The organism is Pelomicrobium sp. P1, assembly GCF_052805615.1.
The window spans coordinates 100,020-117,705 of sequence record NZ_JBRBEM010000005.1; the positions used below are offsets into that span (position 1 = coordinate 100,020).

The following is a 17,686-nucleotide window of genomic DNA, read 5'->3' on the forward strand; positions in this document are numbered from 1 at the left end:
GTAAAATAACAATTTTTGCCCTTTTGTCCGAGCCGATCCATGCGCCCTTCTTTGTTTGCCGGCGTTCCCATGGCGCCCCGCGACCCCATCCTCGGCTTGAACGAGCTCTTCAACTGCGATAAGAACCCGGCCAAGGTCAACCTGGGGGTCGGGGTTTATTGCGACGACACCGGCCAGGTGCCCCTGCTAGAGTGCGTGCGCCTCGCGGAACGCCAGGTGGTGGAACAGGCGGCTCCGCGCAACTACCTTCCCATCGACGGCCTGCCCGCCTACGACCGCGCGGCCCAGACCCTGCTCTTCGGCGCCGACTCGAGCACCGTCGCGGACGGCCGGGTGGTGACCCTCCAGGCCCTGGGGGGCACGGGCGCCCTTAAGATCGGGGCCGACTTCCTGCGCCGGCTGCTCCCCGGCGCCCAGGTGTGGATCAGCGATCCCAGTTGGGAAAACCACCGGGCCCTGTTCGAGGGGGCAGGATTCACGGTGAATGCCTACCCCTACTACGATCCGGCGACCCATGGAGTGGATTTCCCCGGAATGATGAAGGCCCTTCACGATATGCCGGCCCAGTCCATCGTGGTGCTCCATGCCTGCTGCCACAATCCGACCGGTGTGGACTTGACCCCCGGCCAGTGGGAGGAAGTGATCGCCACCGTGCGGCGCCGGGACCTGGTGCCCTTCCTGGACATCGCTTACCAGGGATTCGGCGACGGGCTGGACGCGGACGCCCAGGCGGTGCGGCGTTTCGCCGAGACCGAGGGTCCTTTGTTCGTTTCCAGCTCCTTCTCCAAGTCGTTTTCCCTGTACGGCGAGCGGGTGGGCGCCTTGAGCGTGGCGACCAGCGGGGCCGACGAAGCCGCCCGGGTCTTAAGCCAGTTGAAGCGCGTCGTGCGCACCAACTACTCGAATCCCCCCACCCACGGCGGAAAGATCGTCGCCGGGGTGCTCACCTCCCCCGATCTGCGGGCGCTGTGGGAGCAGGAGCTCGGCCAGATGCGGGAGCGCATCCGCACGATGCGAAACCAGTTGGTGGAGAAGATCCACGCCCGGGTCCCGGGGGCGGACTTCAGCTTCGTCGCGCGCCAGCGGGGCATGTTCTCCTATTCCGGCCTTTCCAGGGAGGCGGTTCACCGGCTGCGGGACGAATTCTCCATCTACGCCGTGGATACCGGCCGCATCTGCGTCGCGGCGCTCAACTCTCGCAACATCGACTACGTGGCGGACGCAATCGCCAAGGTCATCCGGTAGATCCCCGGCTGCCCGCTGCAGGCCGGGGTTGCCCGGGCCTGATAGAGACCGTAAAATTTCGGCCTTCTCGCTTCCCCGATAGCTCAGCCGGTAGAGCAACGGACTGTTAATCCGCGGGTCGCAGGTTCGAGTCCTGCTCGGGGAGCCATGATCAACTCCACGGCGTTGCCCACGGCGTCCTCGAAGTCGGTCGATTCAAAGAACGCCACCACTGCCGCGGGGATCGTCCCCTTACGGGGCAAGCCCCTCTCCCTGGCTTGGCTGCCGGCGCTCCATCTGGGCAGGCCAGGGCTCGGATCTCCCGTCAGAGCGCAAATCCACCGTAGAATGGCGAGGCCAACCCATTCTCATTGGTCTCGATGCTCGGATTCGTTGGCGGGCATTTCCTGCTCTCCTTCCCGCCCGTCCGCAACCGCCTCATCACCCACACCGGCGAATCGGCGTTCCTCGTTCTGTATTCGATCCTGGCCCTGGTCTTTCTGGCGGGGGCGACTGGGCCCATGAAAAGGCGCCGCAAACGCCCCTATGGGACCTGGGCCGGCAGGGCGGCTCGCGCCGGTGCTCGTCATGCCCGTGGCCCTCGTATTGATCGTACTGGGGCTCTTTTCCCGCAATGTGACGGCGGTGGGCGGCGAACGGCTGGTTCGTTCGGGGCTCCTGCACTGCCCTAAACCGGGTCCCAACTGAAGTCTTGCCTCAGGCGGCGAATGCCGTCGATTTGAATTCCGTCAGCTTCCGCAAGGGCCCGTGGCACCCCTGGGCGGCGTTGAACGGTAACGATCCCGCTACCGGGGCTCGCCTGCCGGCGAAGGGGCAGGAATCGAGACTGCGCTCCGGGATGGATCCACCACTTGGAAGAAGATTTCGTCCTGGCGGATCATTCCCAGCTCGGCCCGGGCCCGTTCCTCCACCGCCTCCAGGCCCTGCTTGAGGTCGCGGACTTCCGCATCCAGGACAGCGTTGCGCTGCCGCAACCGCTCGTTCGACGCCCGAGCCTCTTCGAGTTGCTTGTTGAGCTCCCACACCCTCGACCAGCTGCCCTTTCCGAACCATAAGGGGTATTGAATCAACACGATCAGGGCCGCCAGCACGAGAGCGAGGAGTCGCATCACTTGAGCTGGTAGAATGCCCCCCGGCCGGGATAGTAGGCGGATTCGCCCAGATCCTCCTCGATGCGCAGCAACTGGTTGTATTTCGCCAGGCGATCCGAGCGGGAGAGGGACCCGGTCTTGATCTGCATCGCGCCCGTGGCCACGGCGATGTCGGCGATGGTGGTATCTTCTGTCTCTCCCGAGCGATGGGATACCACAGCGGTGTAGCCGGAGCGTTTGGCGAGCTCGATCGCCTCCAAGGTCTCGGTGAGGGTCCCGATTTGATTGACCTTGATGAGAATCGAATTGGCGATGCCCTGCTTGATCCCCTCCTCCAGGATGCGGGGATTGGTGACGAAAATGTCATCGCCCACGAGCTGCACGCTTTTCCCAAGACGCTGAGTGAGCAGCTTCCAGCCGTCCCAGTCGGTTTCGCTCATCCCGTCTTCGATGCTGAGGATCGGGTACTTCTGCGTCCAGGAGGAAAGGTATGCGGCCAATTCCTCCGCGCTCAGGCTACGCTTCTCAGCCTGGAGCATGTATTTACCCTCTTCGTAGAACTCGGAGGCGGCGCAGTCGATGGCGATGGACACGTCCGCCCCGGGAAGGTAACCGGCCGCCTCGATCGCCCGCATGATGAGCTCCAGCGCGGCTTCGTTCCCGGGGAGATCGGGGGCGAAGCCGCCCTCGTCCCCGACGGTGGTGGGCATGCCCTTGTCGTGGAGAAGCTTTTTCAGGGCGTAGAACACTTCGGCTCCGCAGCGCAGGGCATCCCGGAAGCTCTGGGCCCCCACCGGTACGATCATGAACTCCTGCAGATCCAGCCGGTTGTTGGCGTGGGCGCCGCCGTTGATGATGTTCATCATCGGCACCGGCATGGCCCTGGGACCGACGCCGCCCAGGTAGCGATAAAGGGGAAGGCCCGCCTCGTCGGCGGCGGCCTTGGCCACCGCTAGGGAGACCGCGAGGATCGCGTTGGCCCCCAACCGGGACTTGTTCTCCGTGCCATCGAGCTCGATCAAGGTCTTGTCGATGAAGCTCTGCTCGGCGGCATCCAGTCCCATGATCGCCTCAGAGATCTCGGTATTCACGTTCTCCACCGCCTTTAGCACGCCCTTGCCCAGATAGCGCTGGGCGTCGCCGTCGCGCAGCTCCACCGCTTCCTTCTGGCCGGTGGACGCTCCGGAGGGCACCGCGGCGCGCCCCATGGACCCGGACTCCAGCAACACGTCCGCCTCCACCGTGGGGTTTCCGCGGGAATCCAGGATCTCGCGTGCAACAACGTCGACGATGGCACTCATGGCAGTTCTTGGGATCTTGGTTTTCTTCAACGGGGCCGAAGCGCCGATTCCTCGAGATAGCGCTCCTCGGAAAATCCTCGCGCCTTCACCAGGGCATCGATTTCTTTGAGCGTCTCCAGCAGCTCCGGCATGCGATCCAGGGGCCAGGCGTTCGGGCCGTCCGAAAGGGCCCTGTCCGGGTCGGGATGGGTCTCCATGAACAGGCCCGAAACCCCCACGGCGATGGCCGCCCGGGCCAGGACCGGGACGAATTCCCGCTGGCCGCCGCTGCGATCCCCCTGGCCGCCCGGAAGCTGCACCGAATGGGTGGCGTCGAATACCACGGGGCAGCCGGTCTGCCGCATCACCATGAGGGAGCGCATGTCCGAGACTAGGTTGTTGTAACCGAAGGAGACGCCCCGCTCGCACACCAGGATGTTGTCCTGGCCGCTCGCTTCCCGCGCCTTCTCCACCACGTTCTTCATCTCCCAGGGACTCAGGAACTGTCCCTTCTTGATGTTCACCGGCCGGCCGGCGGAGGCCACGACGCGGATGAAGTCCGTCTGGCGGCACAGGAAGGCAGGCGTCTGCAGCACGTCCACCGCCGCCGCCGCGAGGGGGACCTCGCCCTCGGTGTGCACGTCGGTGAGCACCGGCACGCCCACCTGCCTCCTGACCTCCGAAAGCACCTTCAAGCCCTGCTCGATCCCCAATCCGCGGAACGATTTGCCTGAGCTGCGGTTCGCTTTGTCGTAAGAGGATTTGTAGATGAAAGGAATGCCCAGCTTGCCGCAGATTTCCTTCAAACGCCCGGCGGTGTCGATGGCGAGCGCCAGCGACTCGACGACGCAGGGGCCCGCGATCAGGAAGCAAGGCTGGCCGAGGCCGACTTCGAAACCGCAGAGCTTCACAAGCGCCTCCGCTCCCAACGCGGGCCCCTCCGGCGCCCTCCCCGCCCCGGGCGCTCCGCGCCGCCGCGTCCGGGCGCCCCCGCGATCAGGAAGCAAGGCTGGCCGAGGCCGACTTCGAAACCGCAGAGCTTCACGAGCGCCTCCGCTCCCAACGCGGGCCCCTCCGGCGCCCTCCCCGCCCCGGGCGCTCCGCGCCGCCGCGTCCGGGCGCCCCCACGATCAGGAAGCAAGGCTGGCCGAGGCCGACTTCGAAACCGCAGAGCTTCACGATGGAGGATGCCATCTCAGACCGCGCTGCCCACCCCGACCGGCGCCTCGGATGCCCGCTCCTCCGGGATGCCCCGCATGCGGCGCCTGTATGCCAGAGCAGCCTGGACGAAGGCATTGAACAAAGGATGACCGCCGCGCGGCGTGGAAGTGAACTCCGGGTGGAACTGGCTTGCCACGAACCAGGGATGGTCCGGAAGCTCGATCATTTCCACCAGCCTCTCGGCGGCGGACAGGCCGCTCACCCGCAGCCCCGCGGCTTCGAGCTGGGGCACGTAGTTATCGTTGACCTCGTAGCGGTGCCGGTGGCGCTCCACGATCCGGGGCGCATTGTAAATCCTGCGCGCCAGCGTGCCTTCCCGCAGCTCGCACTCCTGGCCGCCCAGGCGCATGGTACCGCCCAGGTCGGACTGGGCGCTGCGCCGCTCCAGGGATCCATCGCGGTTTACCCACTCGCTGATCAGGGCGATCACGGGATGGGGCGTATTCGGGTCGAACTCGGTGCTATGGGCGCCGGCGAAGCCCGCCACGTGGCGGGCGAACTCGATGACTGCGAGCTGCAGCCCCAGGCAGATGCCCAGGTAAGGAATCTTGTTCTCCCGGGCGTAGCGAATGGCCTGGATTTTCCCTTCGACGCCCCGCTTGCCGAAGCCGCCGGGCACCAGGATAGCGTCCATGCCCCGCAGGCACCCGGTACCTTCCCGCTCGATCGCCTCCGAATCGATGTAGTGGATGCGCACCCGGGAGCGGGTGTGGATCCCGGCATGGATCAACGCTTCGGAAAGCGACTTGTACGACTCGGTGAGGTTGACGTACTTCCCCACCAGCGCGACGTCCACCTCCCCCAGGGGATGCTCGAGAGCCTCCACCAATCTGTCCCAATCGCTCAGGTCGGCAGGCGGTACCGACAATCCCAGGCGGCGGCAGACGATGTCGTCCAGCTTCTGCCGATGGAGCATGGCGGGAATCTTGTAGATGCTGTCCACGTCCACCGCCGAGATCACCGCCTCCTCGGGCACGTTGGTGAACAGGGCGATCTTGCGGCGCTCTTCCGGCGGCAGCGGCCGGTCCGCCCGGCACAGGATGACGTCGGGCTGGATCCCGATCTCGCGCAGCTCCTTGACCGAATGCTGGGTCGGCTTGGTCTTGATCTCCCCCGCCGACGGGATGTAGGGCACCAGGGTCAGATGGATGAAGCAGGTGTCTTGCCGGTCCATCTGGATCGCCATCTGGCGCACCGCTTCGAGGAAAGGCAGGGATTCGATGTCGCCCACCGTGCCCCCGATCTCCACGATGGCCACTTCCGCATCGCCCGCCCCCGCACGGATGAAGCTCTTGATCTCGTCGGTGATGTGGGGGATCACCTGCACCGTGCCGCCCAGGTAGTCGCCGCGCCGCTCTTTCTTGATGACGCTTTCGTAGATCTGGCCGGTGGTGAAGTTGTTGCGGCGGGTCATCCTGGCCTGGCTGAAGCGCTCGTAGTGACCCAGGTCCAGATCGGTTTCCGCCCCGTCCTCGGTCACGAACACCTCGCCGTGCTGGAACGGGCTCATGGTGCCCGGATCCACGTTGATGTACGGGTCCAGCTTGATCAGGGTGACTCGGATGCCGCGAGATTCGAGAAGCGCTGCCAGGGACGCGGAGGCGGTGCCTTTACCCAGGGAGGAGACGACGCCACCGGTGACGAAGACAAACTTTGTCATGGAAGTCTATGATAGCTCAAAACGCCTGGGGACAACAGCTTGCGAGCGCGCGTCTCCTGCGGACTGGCGCATCCTTGCAGGGACTTTCGGCCGCCGAGATCCCGGGAACGGCGGCCTTTCAAGCGGCGGCGGGGCTCGGGCTTTTCGCCTGGTTCGCGAGGTAGAGCCAGGTCTCGACCACCGTGTCCGGATTGAGGGACAGGCTTTCGATTCCCTCTTCCATGAGCCAGCGGGCGAGATCGGGGTGGTCCGAGGGTCCCTGGCCGCAGATGCCCACGTATTTCCCCGCCCGCCGGCATGCCTGGATCGCCATGCGCAGCATGGTCTTCACCGCGGGATCGCGCTCGTCGAACAGTTCGGCGACCAAACCGGAGTCCCGATCCAGGGCGAGGGTCAGTTGGGTCATGTCGTTGGAGCCGATGGAGAACCCGTCGAAGTATTCCAGGAACTGTTCCGCCAGCAGGGCGTTGGAGGGAATCTCGCACATCATGATGATGCGCAGCCCGTTCTCGCCCCGCTTGAGCCCGTGCTCGGCGAGCAGCGCCAGCACCCGACGCGCCTCCTCCAGGGTACGCACGAAGGGCACCATGATCTCCACGTTGGTGAGCCCCATCTCGTCGCGCACCCGCTTCAACGCCCGGCATTCCATCTCGAAGCAGTCCCGGAACGAGGGCGCCACGTAACGGGAAGCGCCGCGGAAACCCAGCATCGGGTTTTCCTCTTTCGGCTCGTAGCGGTCGCCCCCGATCAGGCTCGAGTACTCGTTCGACTTGAAGTCCGACAAGCGCACGATGACCGGCTTGGGCCAGAAGGCGGCCCCCAGGGTGGCGATGCCTTCGGTCAGCTTTTCCACGTAGAACGCCGCCGGGCTCCCGTAGCCCGCGCTCTGGCGCTCCACGGCCTGCTTCACCTCGGCCGGCAGGCGGGGATATTCCAGGGCGGCTTTCGGGTGCACGCCGATCATGCGGGCGATGATGAACTCCAGCCGGGCGAGCCCCACGCCGTCGTTGGGCAGCCGCTGGAACTCGAAGGCGAGATCCGGGTTGCCCACGTTCATGGCGATCTTCACCGGGCAAGGCGGCATGGACTGGGGCGCCAGATCCACCACTTCCACCTCCAACACCCCTTCGTAGACGTGGCCGGTATCCCCTTCCGCGCAGGAGACGGTCACCGCCTGGCCGTCCCGCAGCACCCGGGTCGCGTCCCCCGTGCCCACCACCGCCGGAATGCCCAGCTCCCGGGCGACGATGGCCGCGTGGCAGGTGCGCCCGCCCCGGTTGGTGACGATGGCGGCCGCCCGCTTCATCACCGGCTCCCAGTCCGGATCGGTCATGTCGGTGACCAGCACGTCCCCCGGCTGGACCCGCTGCATCTCCGAGGCGTCCTTGACCAGCCGCACCGGTCCGGAGCCCACCTTCTGTCCGATGGCCCGCCCGGACACCAGCACCTGGGAGCGCCGCTTGAGCCGGTAGCGCTGCATCCGATCCAGGGAGGCCCGCGCCTTCACCGTCTCGGGCCGCGCCTGAAGGATGTAGAGCTTGCCGTCGATCCCGTCCTTGCCCCACTCGATGTCCATGGGGCGGCCGTAGTGGGCCTCGATCGCCAGGGCATAGCGGGCCAGCTCCATCACATTGTCATCATCGAGGGAAAAACGCAGCCGCTCCTCCTCGGGCACGTCCACGGTGCGCACCGAGCGGCCCGCCTCCCGGGTGTCCGCGAACACCATCTTGATGGCCTTGGAGCCCCGCGTCCGGCGCAGGATGGCCGGGCGTCCTTCTTTGAGGCCCCGCTTGTAGACGTAGAATTCGTCCGGGTTCACCTGGCCCTGGACCACCGTCTCGCCCAGGCCGTAGGCGGAGGTGATGAACACCACCTGGTCGAAACCCGACTCGGTGTCCAGGGTGAACATCACCCCGCTCGAGGCCAGGTCGCTGCGCACCATGCGCTGTACCCCCGCGGACAGGGCCACCCGGGCGTGATCGAAGCCCTGGTGGACCCGATAGGCGATGGCCCGGTCGTTGAACAGGGAGGCGAACACGTGCTTGACCGCTTCCAGGACCCGATCCAGGCCGTGGATATTGAGGAAGGTCTCCTGCTGGCCGGCAAAGGAAGCATCCGGCAGATCCTCGGCGGTGGCGGAGGAGCGGACCGCCACCGAAAGCTCCGGCCCGCCCTCCTCGGCCAGGCGCTGGTAGGCCTCGGCGATCTGCGCTTCGAGGGCCGGCGGGAACGGTGCCTCCGTGACCCAGCCCCGGATCTGGGCGCCGGTACGGGTGAGGGCGGCGATGTCGTCCACGTCGAGGCGGGCAAGGGCGTCCCGGATGCGCCGGTCGAGCCCGCCCTGGGCGAGGAAGTCCCGGTACGCCTGGGCGGTGGTGGCGAAGCCGCCTGGCACCCGCACGCCGGCGTGGGCGAGATGGCCGATCATCTCGCCGAGGGAAGCGTTTTTGCCCCCCACGCGTTCCACGTCCTTCAAGCCCACCTCGTCGAACCACAGCACGTACCGTTCGCTCATTTCCCGGCCTCGTCGCGCACTGAATTGTAATCGCAACAAAAAGCGATTATTTTAACCGGTCACCACGGTTCCCGCAGCCGGACCGTTCCTTTTTATAGGTCGTTCCATGAGGCGCACGGCGTTCTTCGTCTCCGACCGCACCGGCATCACCGCCGAGATGCTGGGCCACAGCCTGCTCACCCAGTTCGAGACGGTCAAGTTCAACGAGCGCACTCTGCCCTACGTGGACACGGTCGAAAAGGCCCGGTCGGCGGTGGAGCAGATCAACCGGGCCGCCGAGCAGGACGGTGCCCGCCCCTTGGTCTTCAGCACCCTGGTAAACCCCGAGATCAACCGCATCGTGGCCCAGGCCAACGCCTTGGTGCTGGACTGCATGGACGTGTTCATCACCCCCATGGAGCAAGAGCTGGGGGTGAAGTCGAGCCACACGGTGGGCCGCTCCCATAGCGCCCGGGACGTGGTGGACTACCATCGCCGGATCGAAGCGGTGAATTTCGCCCTGGCCCACGACGACGGGGTGTCCACCCGGGACCTGCACCAGGCGGACGTGGTGTTGATCGGGGTCTCGCGCAGCGGCAAGACGCCCACCACCCTCTACCTGGCGCTGCAGTTCGGCGTCTGGGCGGCCAACTACCCGTTGACCCCCGAGGACTTCGGTTCCATGCGCCTGCCGGCGCCCCTCGCCTCTTACCGCAGCAAGCTCTTCGGTCTCACCATCAATCCGGAGCGGCTGCACCTGATTCGCAGCGAGCGGCGCCCGGGCAGCAAGTACGCCGATCTCGCCAACTGCGAATTCGAGGTGCGGGAAGCGGAGGCCCTCATGCGCCAGGAAGGGGTACCCTACATCGACGCCACGTCCATGTCGGTGGAGGAGATGGCCACCACCATCCTGCACCAGGCCAATCTCACCCGCCATATCTACTAAGGCGCTCAACCGCCTGCAGCTGCCGCAACCGCTCGTATAGGCACACGGCCGCCGCGGCCGCGGCGTTGAGGGATTCCATGCCTCCGGGCATGGGGAGCCGGACCACCGCGTGGGCCGTCTCGCGTAAGCGCCGCGAGACCCCCGTCCCTTCGTTGCCGATGACGAAGGCGGTGGGACCGGTGAGGTCCAGATCGAAAAGGCTTAAGCGGGCGTCGGCGCTGGTGGCGATCACCTGGCCGGGAAACGAGCGTGCCGCCTCCAGCAAATCCGCCCGCTCCCGTATGGGCAGCAGGAAATGGGCGCCCATGGCGGCCCGCAACACCTTGAGGGACCAAGGATCGGCGCAACCGGGCGACAGCGCCGCCAAGTCCACGCCCGCCGCCGCGGCGGTGCGGAAGATGGAGCCCACGTTGCCCGGGTCCTGAAGGTCTTCCAGCAGGAGCAGGAAGCCGGGGGGATCCCGCCGCAGGCGCGGTCGGGGAGGCGCTGCGACGGCGAGCACGCCGGGGGGCGCCGCCAGATCGGAGAGCTGGGTGCACAGGGCGTCGGAGAGGAAGAGGATGCGATCGGCCGGCACCGCCCGCAAACACGCGGCCATTTCGGGCGCCTGCGCCTTCGATTCGGCGATCGCCACCAGGTCGGGAAGCGCTCCCCGGGCGAGCAGCTCCTGCACCAGGCGCACGCCCTCCAGCACGATGCGCTCCGTTTCCCGGCGCTGGCGGCCGGAGTCGATGAGCTTCGCCAGGCGCTTGAAGGCGGGATTATCCCTGGAGCGGACGACCCGGCTTGGCGGCATTCAGTCCATCGCGCAGGTACGAAAGCCCGCGAACACGTCCCGGCGATCCGGCGTGTAGAAGTTGCGCCACAGGTTGTGGACCAGCCGGGCGCGGGTGGCGAAGCAGCCGCCCCGCAGCACTTTGTGATCGCCGAACCAGGGTTCGGAATACTCCTTGTAGGGGTCACGCACGAAACCGGGATAAGGCAGGAACCAATCGGCGGTCCACTCCCACACATTGCCCAGCATCTGCCGGCAGCCTATGGGGTTGTCGCCCGCGGGAAAGGCTCCCACGTCCGCCGGCTCCCGGTACCACCCGTCCAGACAAGCGCGGCCCGCATCGGGAGGCTCGCCGCCCCATGGATATCGGCGCTTTTCGTGGGGAAACCTCGCTCCCTTGCTCCACGCCGCTGCCATTTCCCACTCCGCTTCGGTGGGCAGCCGCCGCCTGGCCCAGCGGCAATAGGCCTCCGCTTCGTACCAGTTCACGTGCAGCATCGCCACCTCCGGGCGCAGGGGCCGCCAGCGGGCAAAGCGCCGCTCGAGCCACTGGCCATCCCGTTTCTCCCAGTACACCGGATGTTCCGCCCGGACCGACTCGCGCCAGCGCCAGCCCGCCTCGGACCACAATTCCCGGCGCCGGTAGCCCCCCTCCTCGACGAAGGCGAGGAACTCCCCGCTGGTCACTGCCGTGCGGCTGATGCGAAAAGGCCGCAACCGCACGGCATGGGCCCACTTTTCGTTGTCGAAGGCGAAGGGCTGCTGTGGAAAGGCACCAAGGTGGAACACGCCGCCGGGAACTTCCACGTCGCCCTGGACGGGAGCGGTTTGCACCGGCGGGGGCGGCGCCCCCACCGGGGGCGCCTCGTAGCCCAGGGTCTGGCGCGTGTAGAAAAAAGCCTCCCCGTGCATGTCCTCGTGGTAGAGGGCGAGGCGCACGAAATAGGGGTCCGCCTGACCGCGGGCGAGGCGTTCCAGCACTGCCTCCAGCACCCGCTCCAGGTACTCCAGGGTTTTCCGCCAGGTGAGGAGGGGCAAGCCCCAGCGCCGGTCATGAGCGACGGCCATGGAATCGTACAGGGCGTCCGCCTGGGGCAGGATGGAGGGCGCCAGCCCCTCGCCCCGCCGCCGCAGGCACCAGCGCTCCTGGAACCAGGCCACGTGCCCCAGCTCCCAGCGGGGAGGGTTCACGATGGGAAGCTGGGGCCCCAGCTCCCGTGGGCCCTCCAGGTCGGCGGTGAGCGCCAGGGTCCGGGCCCGGGCGTCCTGAAGCGCGGCACTGAGAGCGCCTGCTTCCTCTGCTATAGTCATGGGCTGCGGGAGATTCATGGGTCCAAGTTTAATCCGCCCCTGTTGCCCTTGAGAATCGCCATCGTCACTCCCTCGGCGGCTACCCGCCGCACCGGCAACCGCCGGACGGCGGCGCGCTGGCGCCGCTTCCTGGGGGAAGCGGGCCATGACGTCCGGGTTTACGGCCGCTGGACGGGCGAACCCGCGGAGCTCATGCTGGCCTTGCACGCACGGAAAAGCCATCCCGCGATCCGCGCCTTCCGCGAGGCCTTTCCCCGCCGCCCCCTGGTGCTGGCCTTGACCGGCACCGACCTCTATCGGGACATCCGCACCGATTCCGAGGCCCAGGAATCCCTCCATCTCGCCACCCGCTTGGTAGTGCTACAGGAGCGGGGGGCCGACGAGCTGGAGCCGGTCCTCCGGCCCAAAGTGCGGGTGGTCTATCAATCGGCCTCGCCCCTCGCGGTGCGCTGGCGTCTGCCCGGCCGGGCGGTATGCGTCGTCGGGCACCTGCGGGAGGAAAAGGATCCCTTCCGCGCTGCCCAGGCCCTGGCCCATATCCCCTCCGCCGTGCCGATCCACGTGATGCAACTAGGCGCCGCCCTAGCGCCCCAATTCGCCCGGGAGGCCCAGGCCCTCATGGCCCGGGAACCCCGCTACCGCTGGCTCGGGGAGCTGCCCCACGGGCAGGCGCGGCGAACGCTGGCCGCCTCCTGGCTCATGGTGGTGAGCTCCTTCATGGAAGGAGGCGCCAACGTGATCGCCGAAGCCGTGATGTCGGGGGTGCCGGTCATCGCCTCTCGCATTCCCGGCAACGTGGGCATGCTGGGGGAGGATTACCCCGGCTATTTTCCGGTGGGCGACGAGCGGGCCCTCGCTCAAGCGCTCCTGCGCGCCGACCGGGATCCCGGCTACTACGAGGCCCTGCGCGCCGCCTGCGCGGCACGCCGGCCTCTGTTCCACCCGCAACGGGAGAAAGAAGCCCTTCTCGCCGCCCTGGACGAGCTTAGGAGTTGAGGGGGCCGGCGGAAAGACCCGTCTTGAGGCGGCCTTCAACCCATGTCATAGGCCAGGGGGCCCAGGGTCGCCACGGCCACGTTGATCAACCCCAGGGCCAGGTTGATCCCCACCAGGACGCGGATCTGGGACAGGGCCGCCCCGGCCGCCTGCCAGTCTCCGGCGGCGCAGCCCCGTTTGAGGGCGGTGAAGGGGAGAAAATAGACGTAGAAGAAAATGACCGCCATCACGATGCCGATCACCATCATGGCGAGGATATAACCCGGCAGCGCCCCGATCTCTCCCACCATGTGGAAGCCGGAGAGGAGGATCAGAATCACCGCCGCCCACACCCAGAGGAAGAAGCGGCGGAACACCGCCGCCCAGAGCTTGAGCCGGGCCGGCGGCTCCAGGGTCTCCACAGCCGCCGGGCGCAGCGCCATGTAGGCGAAAAACATGCCCCCGATCCATACCACTGCCGACAGGATGTGCAGGAAGATGGCGACTCGCATGGGATCGACTCCTCGTTGTTGGTTGGATTCAATCGCAATCCGCGGGCTCCCCGGCCGGCGCCGCCTCCAGCAGGGCCCGCACGGGCGCGAAGCTTCTCCGGTGCACCGGGCTCACCCCGTGGCGGCCGAGGGCCGCCAAGTGCTCTTGCGTCGGATAGCCCTTGTGCCGGTCGAAGCCGTAGAGGGGATAAAGGGCGTCGAGCCGCACCATTTCCGCATCCCGGGCCGTCTTGGCCAGGATCGAGGCGGCGGCGATCTCGGGAACGCGATCGTCGCCTCCGATGATCGCCTCCACCGCCAGCTCGACGGGGGGGCAGTGGCAGCCGTCCACCAGCACCCGGTCGGGGCGCACGCCCAAGGCCGCGACCGCCCGCGCCATGGCCAGCAGGCTCGCCTGGAGGATGTTAAGCCGATCGATTTCCTCCACCTCGGCGCGTCCGAGGGCCCAGGCCGCGGCCGAGCGGCGGATGGCCTCGGCCAGCGCCGCCCGCCGCCCGGGGGCGAGCTTTTTCGAGTCCCGCAGGCCGGCGATGGGGCGGTGCGGGTCGAGCACCACGCAGGCGGCATAGACGGGTCCCGCCAGGGGACCCCGGCCCGCTTCGTCCACGCCCGCGATCACCGGCAGAATTCGCTTCATGGCCTGTCCAGGAGGTCGAGCACCGCCCGGGCCGCCGCGTTGGCGTTGTCCCGTTTGAGGATCCGGTGCAGGGCGGTGAATTCCCGGCGGATGCTTTCGAGCCGCGCCGGATCGTCGAGCTGGTCGAGCAGCGCCTGGCCCAGGGCTTCGGGCGTGGCGGCGTCCTGGATGAGCTCCGGCACGACGAACTTGCCCGCTAGGATGTTGGGCAGCCCCACGTAGGGCAGGTAGCCCCGGTTCTTCACCAGCCGCCAGGTGAGGGGCGAGATCTTGTAGGTGATCACCATGGGACGCTTGTGCAGGGCGGTCTCCAGGGTGGCGGTGCCGGAGGCGGCGATCACCCCGTCCGCGGCCGCCATGGCGGCGTGGGCCTGCCCCGGAAGCAGCCGCATGCCCAGGGCATCCACGTCCCCGGCGCGGGCCGCCGCCCGTTCGAAGCGCTCGGCGGTTTGCCGGTTGACCAGGGGCACGACGAACTGGACCCCGGGACGCGCTCGTCGCAGCCACACCGCCGCGTCGACGAAGAGATCCGCCATGTAGTCGAGCTCCGAGACCCGGCTGCCCGGAAGCAGCGCCACCACCAGCCGATCCTGGGGCAGGCCCAGTCGGGCGCGGGCGGCCGCCCGGTCCGGCGTCTCGGAAATCGCGTCCGCCAGGGGGTGGCCCACGTAGGTCACTGGAATGCCGTGGTCGCGGTAAAGAGGCTCCTCGAAGGGAAACAGGGCGAGCACGCGATCGGCGGCCCGGGCCACCTTGTGGATCCGCTTTGCCCGCCACGCCCACACGGTGGGGCCCACGTACTGCACGGTGCGGATTCCCCGCGCCCTCAGGGCGATCTCCAGGTCCAGATTGAAGTCGGGCGCGTCCACGCCGACGAAGAGGTCGGGGGGATCCGCGAGTAGCCGGTCCCGCAGCTTGCGCCGGATGCCCACGATTTCGAAATAGTGGCGCAGCACCTCCGCGTAGCCCATGACCGAGAGCTTCTCCATGGGGAAGAGGGCCTCCACCCCGGCCTCCATCATGCGCGGGCCGGCGATGCCATAGAAATGCGCGTCCGGGTGAAGGCGCCGGAGGGCTTGGACGAAGGGGGCCGCCAGGGCGTCCCCGGAGGGCTCGCCCGCCGTGATCGCGATGCGCAGCCGGGACTCTGACGCCCTCATGGAGGCTAGCGAATGATGCCGCGGGAGGCGCGCCCGAGGAAATCCACCAGGACGGCCAGCTCCGAATGGGAAGCGGCCTGCTGCACCAGCTCGGCCCGCGCCTCCTCCAGGGTGCGGCCCGCCTTGTACAGGGTCTTGTACGCCCGCTTGACGGCCAAGATGGAGTCGCCAGAGAAACCCCGCCGGCGCAGCCCCTCCGCGTTGATCCCATGGGGCTTGGCCGGGTTGCCCGAGGCGGTCACGTAAGGGGGCAGGTCCTGGAGCAGCACCGTTCCCATTCCCGTGAGGGAATGGGCGCCGATGTGCACGAACTGGTGCACCACGGTGAAGCCCCCCAGGATGGCGTAGTCCCCCACGTGCACGTGTCCCGCCACCTGGGCATTGTTGGCGAACACCGTGTGATCGCCCACTTGGCAATCGTGGGCGAGATGCACGTAGGCCATGATCCAGTTGTGGTGGCCCAGCCGGGTGACGCCCGCGTCCTGGGCGGTGCCCACGTTGAAGGTGCAGAACTCGCGGATCGTGTTGTCGTCGCCGATTTCCAGCCGGGTCTCTTCGCCCCCGTACTTCTTGTCCTGGGGGATCTCCCCCAGGGAGCAGAAGTGGAAGATGCGATTGCGCTCGCCGATGCGGGTCTTGCCGGTGATGACCACGTGGTGCCCGATCCAGGTCCCGGCGCCCACCTCCACGCCGGGACCGATCACGCTGTACGCCCCCACGGTCACGTCCGGCGCCAGCCGGGCGCCCGGGTCCACGAGGGCGGTGGGATGGATGGCCGCCCGGCCGGTGGATGATTCCTTCACGGTCTCGCCCCTCGCCTCCGCAACTCCCGTGCCGTTACAGGGAGCGCACGGTGCACATGAGCTCCGCTTCGGTGGCCACCTGGCCGTCCACGCTGGCCCGCGCCGCGTACTTCCAGACCCCTTTCACCTGGCGCAGGATCTCCACCTCCAGGACGAGCTGATCCCCGGCGGTGACCGGCTTCTTGAAGCGGGCGGCGTCGATGCCCACGAAGTAGTACACCGAGCTGTCGCTGCGCTCGTGCCCCATGGAGTGCAGGGTCAGGGTCGCCGCCGCCTGGGCCAAGGCCTCGATGATCAGCACCCCCGGCATGATGGGATGGTGGGGGAAATGCCCCTGGAAGAAAGGCTCGTTGATGGTAACGTTCTTGAGTGCCCGGATGCGCTTGCCCGGCTCCAGCTCCAGCACCCGATCCACCAGCAGAAAAGGATAGCGGTGGGGCAGGTACTTCATGACCTCGTGAATGTCGAGAGAAATCAAGGTGCGTTCCTTTCGAGCCGAGCAAGCCGCGCCTTCAGCTCCTTGAGCTCCCGCGCCATCTCCTCTAGGCGGCGCAGGTGAGGGGCGTTCTTGAGCCATTCCCGGTGGGGAAGAAAGGGAAAGATGGAGGTGTAGACGCCCGGCGTGTCGATGGACTTGAGGATGGTGGTGCCGCCGGAGACATCGGTGTGATCCGCGATCTCGATGTGGCCCTGGATCATGGCTGCGCCGCCGATGCGGCAATGGCGGCCCACCCGGGTGCTCCCGGCGATGCCGGCGCATCCGGCGATGGCGCTGTGGGCGCCAATGCGGCAGTTGTGGCCGATCTGCACCTGGTTGTCGATCTTTACCCCGTCTTCGATCACCGTGTCCTCGATCGCGCCCCGGTCGATGGTGGTGTTGGCGCCGATCTCCACGTCGTCGCCGATCACCACGCGCCCGAGCTGGGGGATCTTGAGCCAGCGCCCGTTTTCCAGCGCCATGCCGAAGCCGTCCGCCCCGATCACCGCGCCCGCGTGCAGGATGCAGCGCCGGCCGATCACGCAATCGTGGTAGACCACCACGCCCGGGTACAACAGGGTCTCTTCCCCGATGCTCACCCGCTCCCCGACGGAACAGCCGTCCAGCACCCGGGCCCCCTCCCCGAGGGCGGCGCCGGCCCCGATCCGGGCGCAGGCGCCCACCGTGGCCGAAGCCGGCACTCGGGCAGTGGGGTCCACCACCGCGGACGGGTGCACGCCCGGAACGGCCTTGGGGGGCGGGTTGAGGTAGGCGGCCACCTTGGCGTAATAGGCGTAGGGGTTGTCGGCCACGATCCGGGGGCGGGAGGTCTCTCCGGCGAAGGGCCGCGAGAGGATCACCGCGCCCGCCCGGGTCGAGCGCAGGCTGGAACGGTAGCGGGGGTTGCTGAAGAAGGCGATCTGGTCGGGGCCGGCCCCCTCCAGGGTGCCCACCTGGCGCACGCGCGCTTGCCCGTCGCCGATCAGCTCGCCGCCGAAGCGCGCCACCAGCTCGGACAGGGGGGCACCGGATACGCCGGAAGTTTCTGCCGCCATGGGCTCTCGCCTTCTTATCGGTCGGAGGGCGCCTTCGTGAAAG

17 protein-coding genes, 1 tRNA gene and 1 pseudogene are annotated in these 17,686 nt (G+C 67.5%); 6 read left to right on the forward strand and 13 right to left on the reverse strand.

Going from position 1 to position 17,686, the window contains the following annotated elements; genetic code table 11:
* Positions 1 to 39 precede the first annotated feature (39 nt).
* The 4 genes and pseudogenes from ACUVYZ_RS06930 (at position 40) to ACUVYZ_RS06945 (ending at position 1,932) form a co-directional block, all read left to right on the forward strand.
* Positions 40 to 1,245, forward strand: a complete 1,206-nt coding sequence (locus tag ACUVYZ_RS06930; protein WP_439933690.1) for an amino acid aminotransferase — start codon at positions 40 to 42, stop codon at positions 1,243 to 1,245.
* 72 nt (positions 1,246 to 1,317) lie between these two features.
* Positions 1,318 to 1,393 (forward strand) — tRNA-Asn (locus ACUVYZ_RS06935).
* A 211-nt stretch (positions 1,394 to 1,604) separates the two neighbouring features.
* Positions 1,605 to 1,754 (forward strand): annotated as a pseudogene (locus tag ACUVYZ_RS06940) (NnrU family protein); the annotation flags it as partial.
* A 16-nt stretch (positions 1,755 to 1,770) separates the two neighbouring features.
* Positions 1,771 to 1,932, forward strand: coding sequence for a hypothetical protein (locus tag ACUVYZ_RS06945; protein WP_439933791.1), 162 nt, complete (start codon positions 1,771 to 1,773; stop codon positions 1,930 to 1,932).
* A gap of 98 nt (positions 1,933 to 2,030) precedes the next feature.
* On the opposite strand, the gene ftsB is transcribed toward ACUVYZ_RS06945, so the two are convergent.
* The 5 genes from ftsB to ppsA form a co-directional block, all read right to left on the reverse strand.
* Positions 2,031 to 2,354, reverse strand: coding sequence for a cell division protein FtsB (gene ftsB / locus ACUVYZ_RS06950; protein WP_439933689.1), 324 nt, complete (start codon positions 2,352 to 2,354; stop codon positions 2,031 to 2,033).
* Positions 2,354 to 3,637 (reverse strand): phosphopyruvate hydratase, encoded by a 1,284-nt coding sequence (gene eno, locus ACUVYZ_RS06955; protein ID WP_439933688.1) that lies wholly within the window; start codon positions 3,635 to 3,637, stop codon positions 2,354 to 2,356. The genes ftsB and eno overlap by 1 nt, the downstream gene beginning before the upstream one ends.
* A gap of 26 nt (positions 3,638 to 3,663) precedes the next feature.
* Positions 3,664 to 4,527: a 3-deoxy-8-phosphooctulonate synthase gene (gene kdsA / locus ACUVYZ_RS06960; RefSeq protein WP_439933686.1), complete on the reverse strand. Its 864-nt coding sequence runs from the start codon at positions 4,525 to 4,527 to the stop codon at positions 3,664 to 3,666.
* A 284-nt stretch (positions 4,528 to 4,811) separates the two neighbouring features.
* Positions 4,812 to 6,497, reverse strand: coding sequence for a CTP synthase (locus tag ACUVYZ_RS06965; protein WP_439933685.1), 1,686 nt, complete (start codon positions 6,495 to 6,497; stop codon positions 4,812 to 4,814).
* Positions 6,498 to 6,615: 118 nt separating this feature from the next.
* Positions 6,616 to 9,012, reverse strand: coding sequence for a phosphoenolpyruvate synthase (gene ppsA / locus ACUVYZ_RS06970; RefSeq protein ID WP_439933684.1), 2,397 nt, complete (start codon positions 9,010 to 9,012; stop codon positions 6,616 to 6,618).
* Positions 9,013 to 9,118: 106 nt separating this feature from the next.
* Between ppsA and ppsR the strand changes: the two genes are divergently transcribed.
* Positions 9,119 to 9,937 carry a posphoenolpyruvate synthetase regulatory kinase/phosphorylase PpsR gene (gene ppsR, locus ACUVYZ_RS06975; RefSeq protein ID WP_439933683.1) on the forward strand — a complete coding sequence of 273 codons (819 nt, stop codon included), beginning with the start codon at positions 9,119 to 9,121 and terminating at the stop codon, positions 9,935 to 9,937.
* Here the strand turns inward: ppsR and ACUVYZ_RS06980 are convergent.
* Together ACUVYZ_RS06980 and senA are read right to left on the reverse strand one after the other, a co-directional pair.
* Positions 9,918 to 10,733: a TrmH family RNA methyltransferase gene (locus tag ACUVYZ_RS06980; RefSeq protein WP_439933682.1), complete on the reverse strand. Its 816-nt coding sequence runs from the start codon at positions 10,731 to 10,733 to the stop codon at positions 9,918 to 9,920. The genes ppsR and ACUVYZ_RS06980 overlap by 20 nt on opposite strands.
* On the reverse strand, positions 10,734 to 12,023 hold the full coding sequence (senA, locus tag ACUVYZ_RS06985; RefSeq protein WP_439933681.1) for a selenoneine synthase SenA: 1,290 nt from the start codon (positions 12,021 to 12,023) through the stop codon (positions 10,734 to 10,736).
* Between the two features lie 42 nt (positions 12,024 to 12,065).
* Between senA and senB the strand changes: the two genes are divergently transcribed.
* Positions 12,066 to 13,019, forward strand: coding sequence for a selenoneine biosynthesis selenosugar synthase SenB (gene senB / locus ACUVYZ_RS06990; protein ID WP_439933680.1), 954 nt, complete (start codon positions 12,066 to 12,068; stop codon positions 13,017 to 13,019).
* Positions 13,020 to 13,054: 35 nt separating this feature from the next.
* On the opposite strand, the gene ACUVYZ_RS06995 is transcribed toward senB, so the two are convergent.
* From ACUVYZ_RS06995 to lpxD, 6 genes are read right to left on the reverse strand one after another with little or no spacing between them, the layout of a single operon-like run.
* Positions 13,055 to 13,510: a CopD family protein gene (locus ACUVYZ_RS06995; RefSeq protein ID WP_439933679.1), complete on the reverse strand. Its 456-nt coding sequence runs from the start codon at positions 13,508 to 13,510 to the stop codon at positions 13,055 to 13,057.
* A gap of 28 nt (positions 13,511 to 13,538) precedes the next feature.
* A complete protein-coding gene (rnhB, locus tag ACUVYZ_RS07000; RefSeq protein WP_439933678.1) occupies positions 13,539 to 14,147 on the reverse strand; it encodes a ribonuclease HII in 609 nt (202 codons plus the stop codon).
* Positions 14,144 to 15,307, reverse strand: a complete 1,164-nt coding sequence (gene lpxB / locus ACUVYZ_RS07005) for a lipid-A-disaccharide synthase (RefSeq protein WP_439933677.1) — start codon at positions 15,305 to 15,307, stop codon at positions 14,144 to 14,146. The genes rnhB and lpxB overlap by 4 nt, the downstream gene beginning before the upstream one ends.
* A gap of 5 nt (positions 15,308 to 15,312) precedes the next feature.
* Entirely contained in the window at positions 15,313 to 16,110 is a 798-nt protein-coding gene (lpxA, locus tag ACUVYZ_RS07010) for an acyl-ACP--UDP-N-acetylglucosamine O-acyltransferase (protein ID WP_439933676.1), read from the reverse strand.
* Between the two features lie 34 nt (positions 16,111 to 16,144).
* Complete coding sequence (fabZ, locus tag ACUVYZ_RS07015; protein WP_333840122.1) at positions 16,145 to 16,588, reverse strand: 3-hydroxyacyl-ACP dehydratase FabZ; 444 nt, start codon at positions 16,586 to 16,588, stop codon at positions 16,145 to 16,147.
* Positions 16,585 to 17,643: a UDP-3-O-(3-hydroxymyristoyl)glucosamine N-acyltransferase gene (gene lpxD, locus ACUVYZ_RS07020; protein WP_439933675.1), complete on the reverse strand. Its 1,059-nt coding sequence runs from the start codon at positions 17,641 to 17,643 to the stop codon at positions 16,585 to 16,587. Before lpxD ends, fabZ begins: the two co-directional genes overlap by 4 nt.
* Positions 17,644 to 17,686 lie beyond the last annotated feature (43 nt).

Coding starts and splice junctions, on each gene's coding strand:
- lpxB (WP_439933677.1), bottom strand. CDS start 15,307: ATGAGGGCGTCAGAGTCCCGGCTGCGCATCGCGATCACGGCGGGCGAG.
- rnhB (WP_439933678.1), bottom strand. CDS start 14,147: ATGAAGCGAATTCTGCCGGTGATCGCGGGCGTGGACGAAGCGGGCCGG.
- ACUVYZ_RS06995 (WP_439933679.1), bottom strand. CDS start 13,510: ATGCGAGTCGCCATCTTCCTGCACATCCTGTCGGCAGTGGTATGGATC.
- ftsB (WP_439933689.1), bottom strand. CDS start 2,354: ATGCGACTCCTCGCTCTCGTGCTGGCGGCCCTGATCGTGTTGATTCAA.
- lpxD (WP_439933675.1), bottom strand. CDS start 17,643: ATGGCGGCAGAAACTTCCGGCGTATCCGGTGCCCCCCTGTCCGAGCTG.
- ppsR (WP_439933683.1), top strand. CDS start 9,119: ATGAGGCGCACGGCGTTCTTCGTCTCCGACCGCACCGGCATCACCGCC.
- ACUVYZ_RS06930 (WP_439933690.1), top strand. CDS start 40: ATGCGCCCTTCTTTGTTTGCCGGCGTTCCCATGGCGCCCCGCGACCCC.
- ACUVYZ_RS06980 (WP_439933682.1), bottom strand. CDS start 10,733: ATGCCGCCAAGCCGGGTCGTCCGCTCCAGGGATAATCCCGCCTTCAAG.
- ppsA (WP_439933684.1), bottom strand. CDS start 9,012: ATGAGCGAACGGTACGTGCTGTGGTTCGACGAGGTGGGCTTGAAGGAC.
- eno (WP_439933688.1), bottom strand. CDS start 3,637: ATGAGTGCCATCGTCGACGTTGTTGCACGCGAGATCCTGGATTCCCGC.
- ACUVYZ_RS06945 (WP_439933791.1), top strand. CDS start 1,771: ATGGGACCTGGGCCGGCAGGGCGGCTCGCGCCGGTGCTCGTCATGCCC.
- ACUVYZ_RS06965 (WP_439933685.1), bottom strand. CDS start 6,497: ATGACAAAGTTTGTCTTCGTCACCGGTGGCGTCGTCTCCTCCCTGGGT.
- senA (WP_439933681.1), bottom strand. CDS start 12,023: ATGACTATAGCAGAGGAAGCAGGCGCTCTCAGTGCCGCGCTTCAGGAC.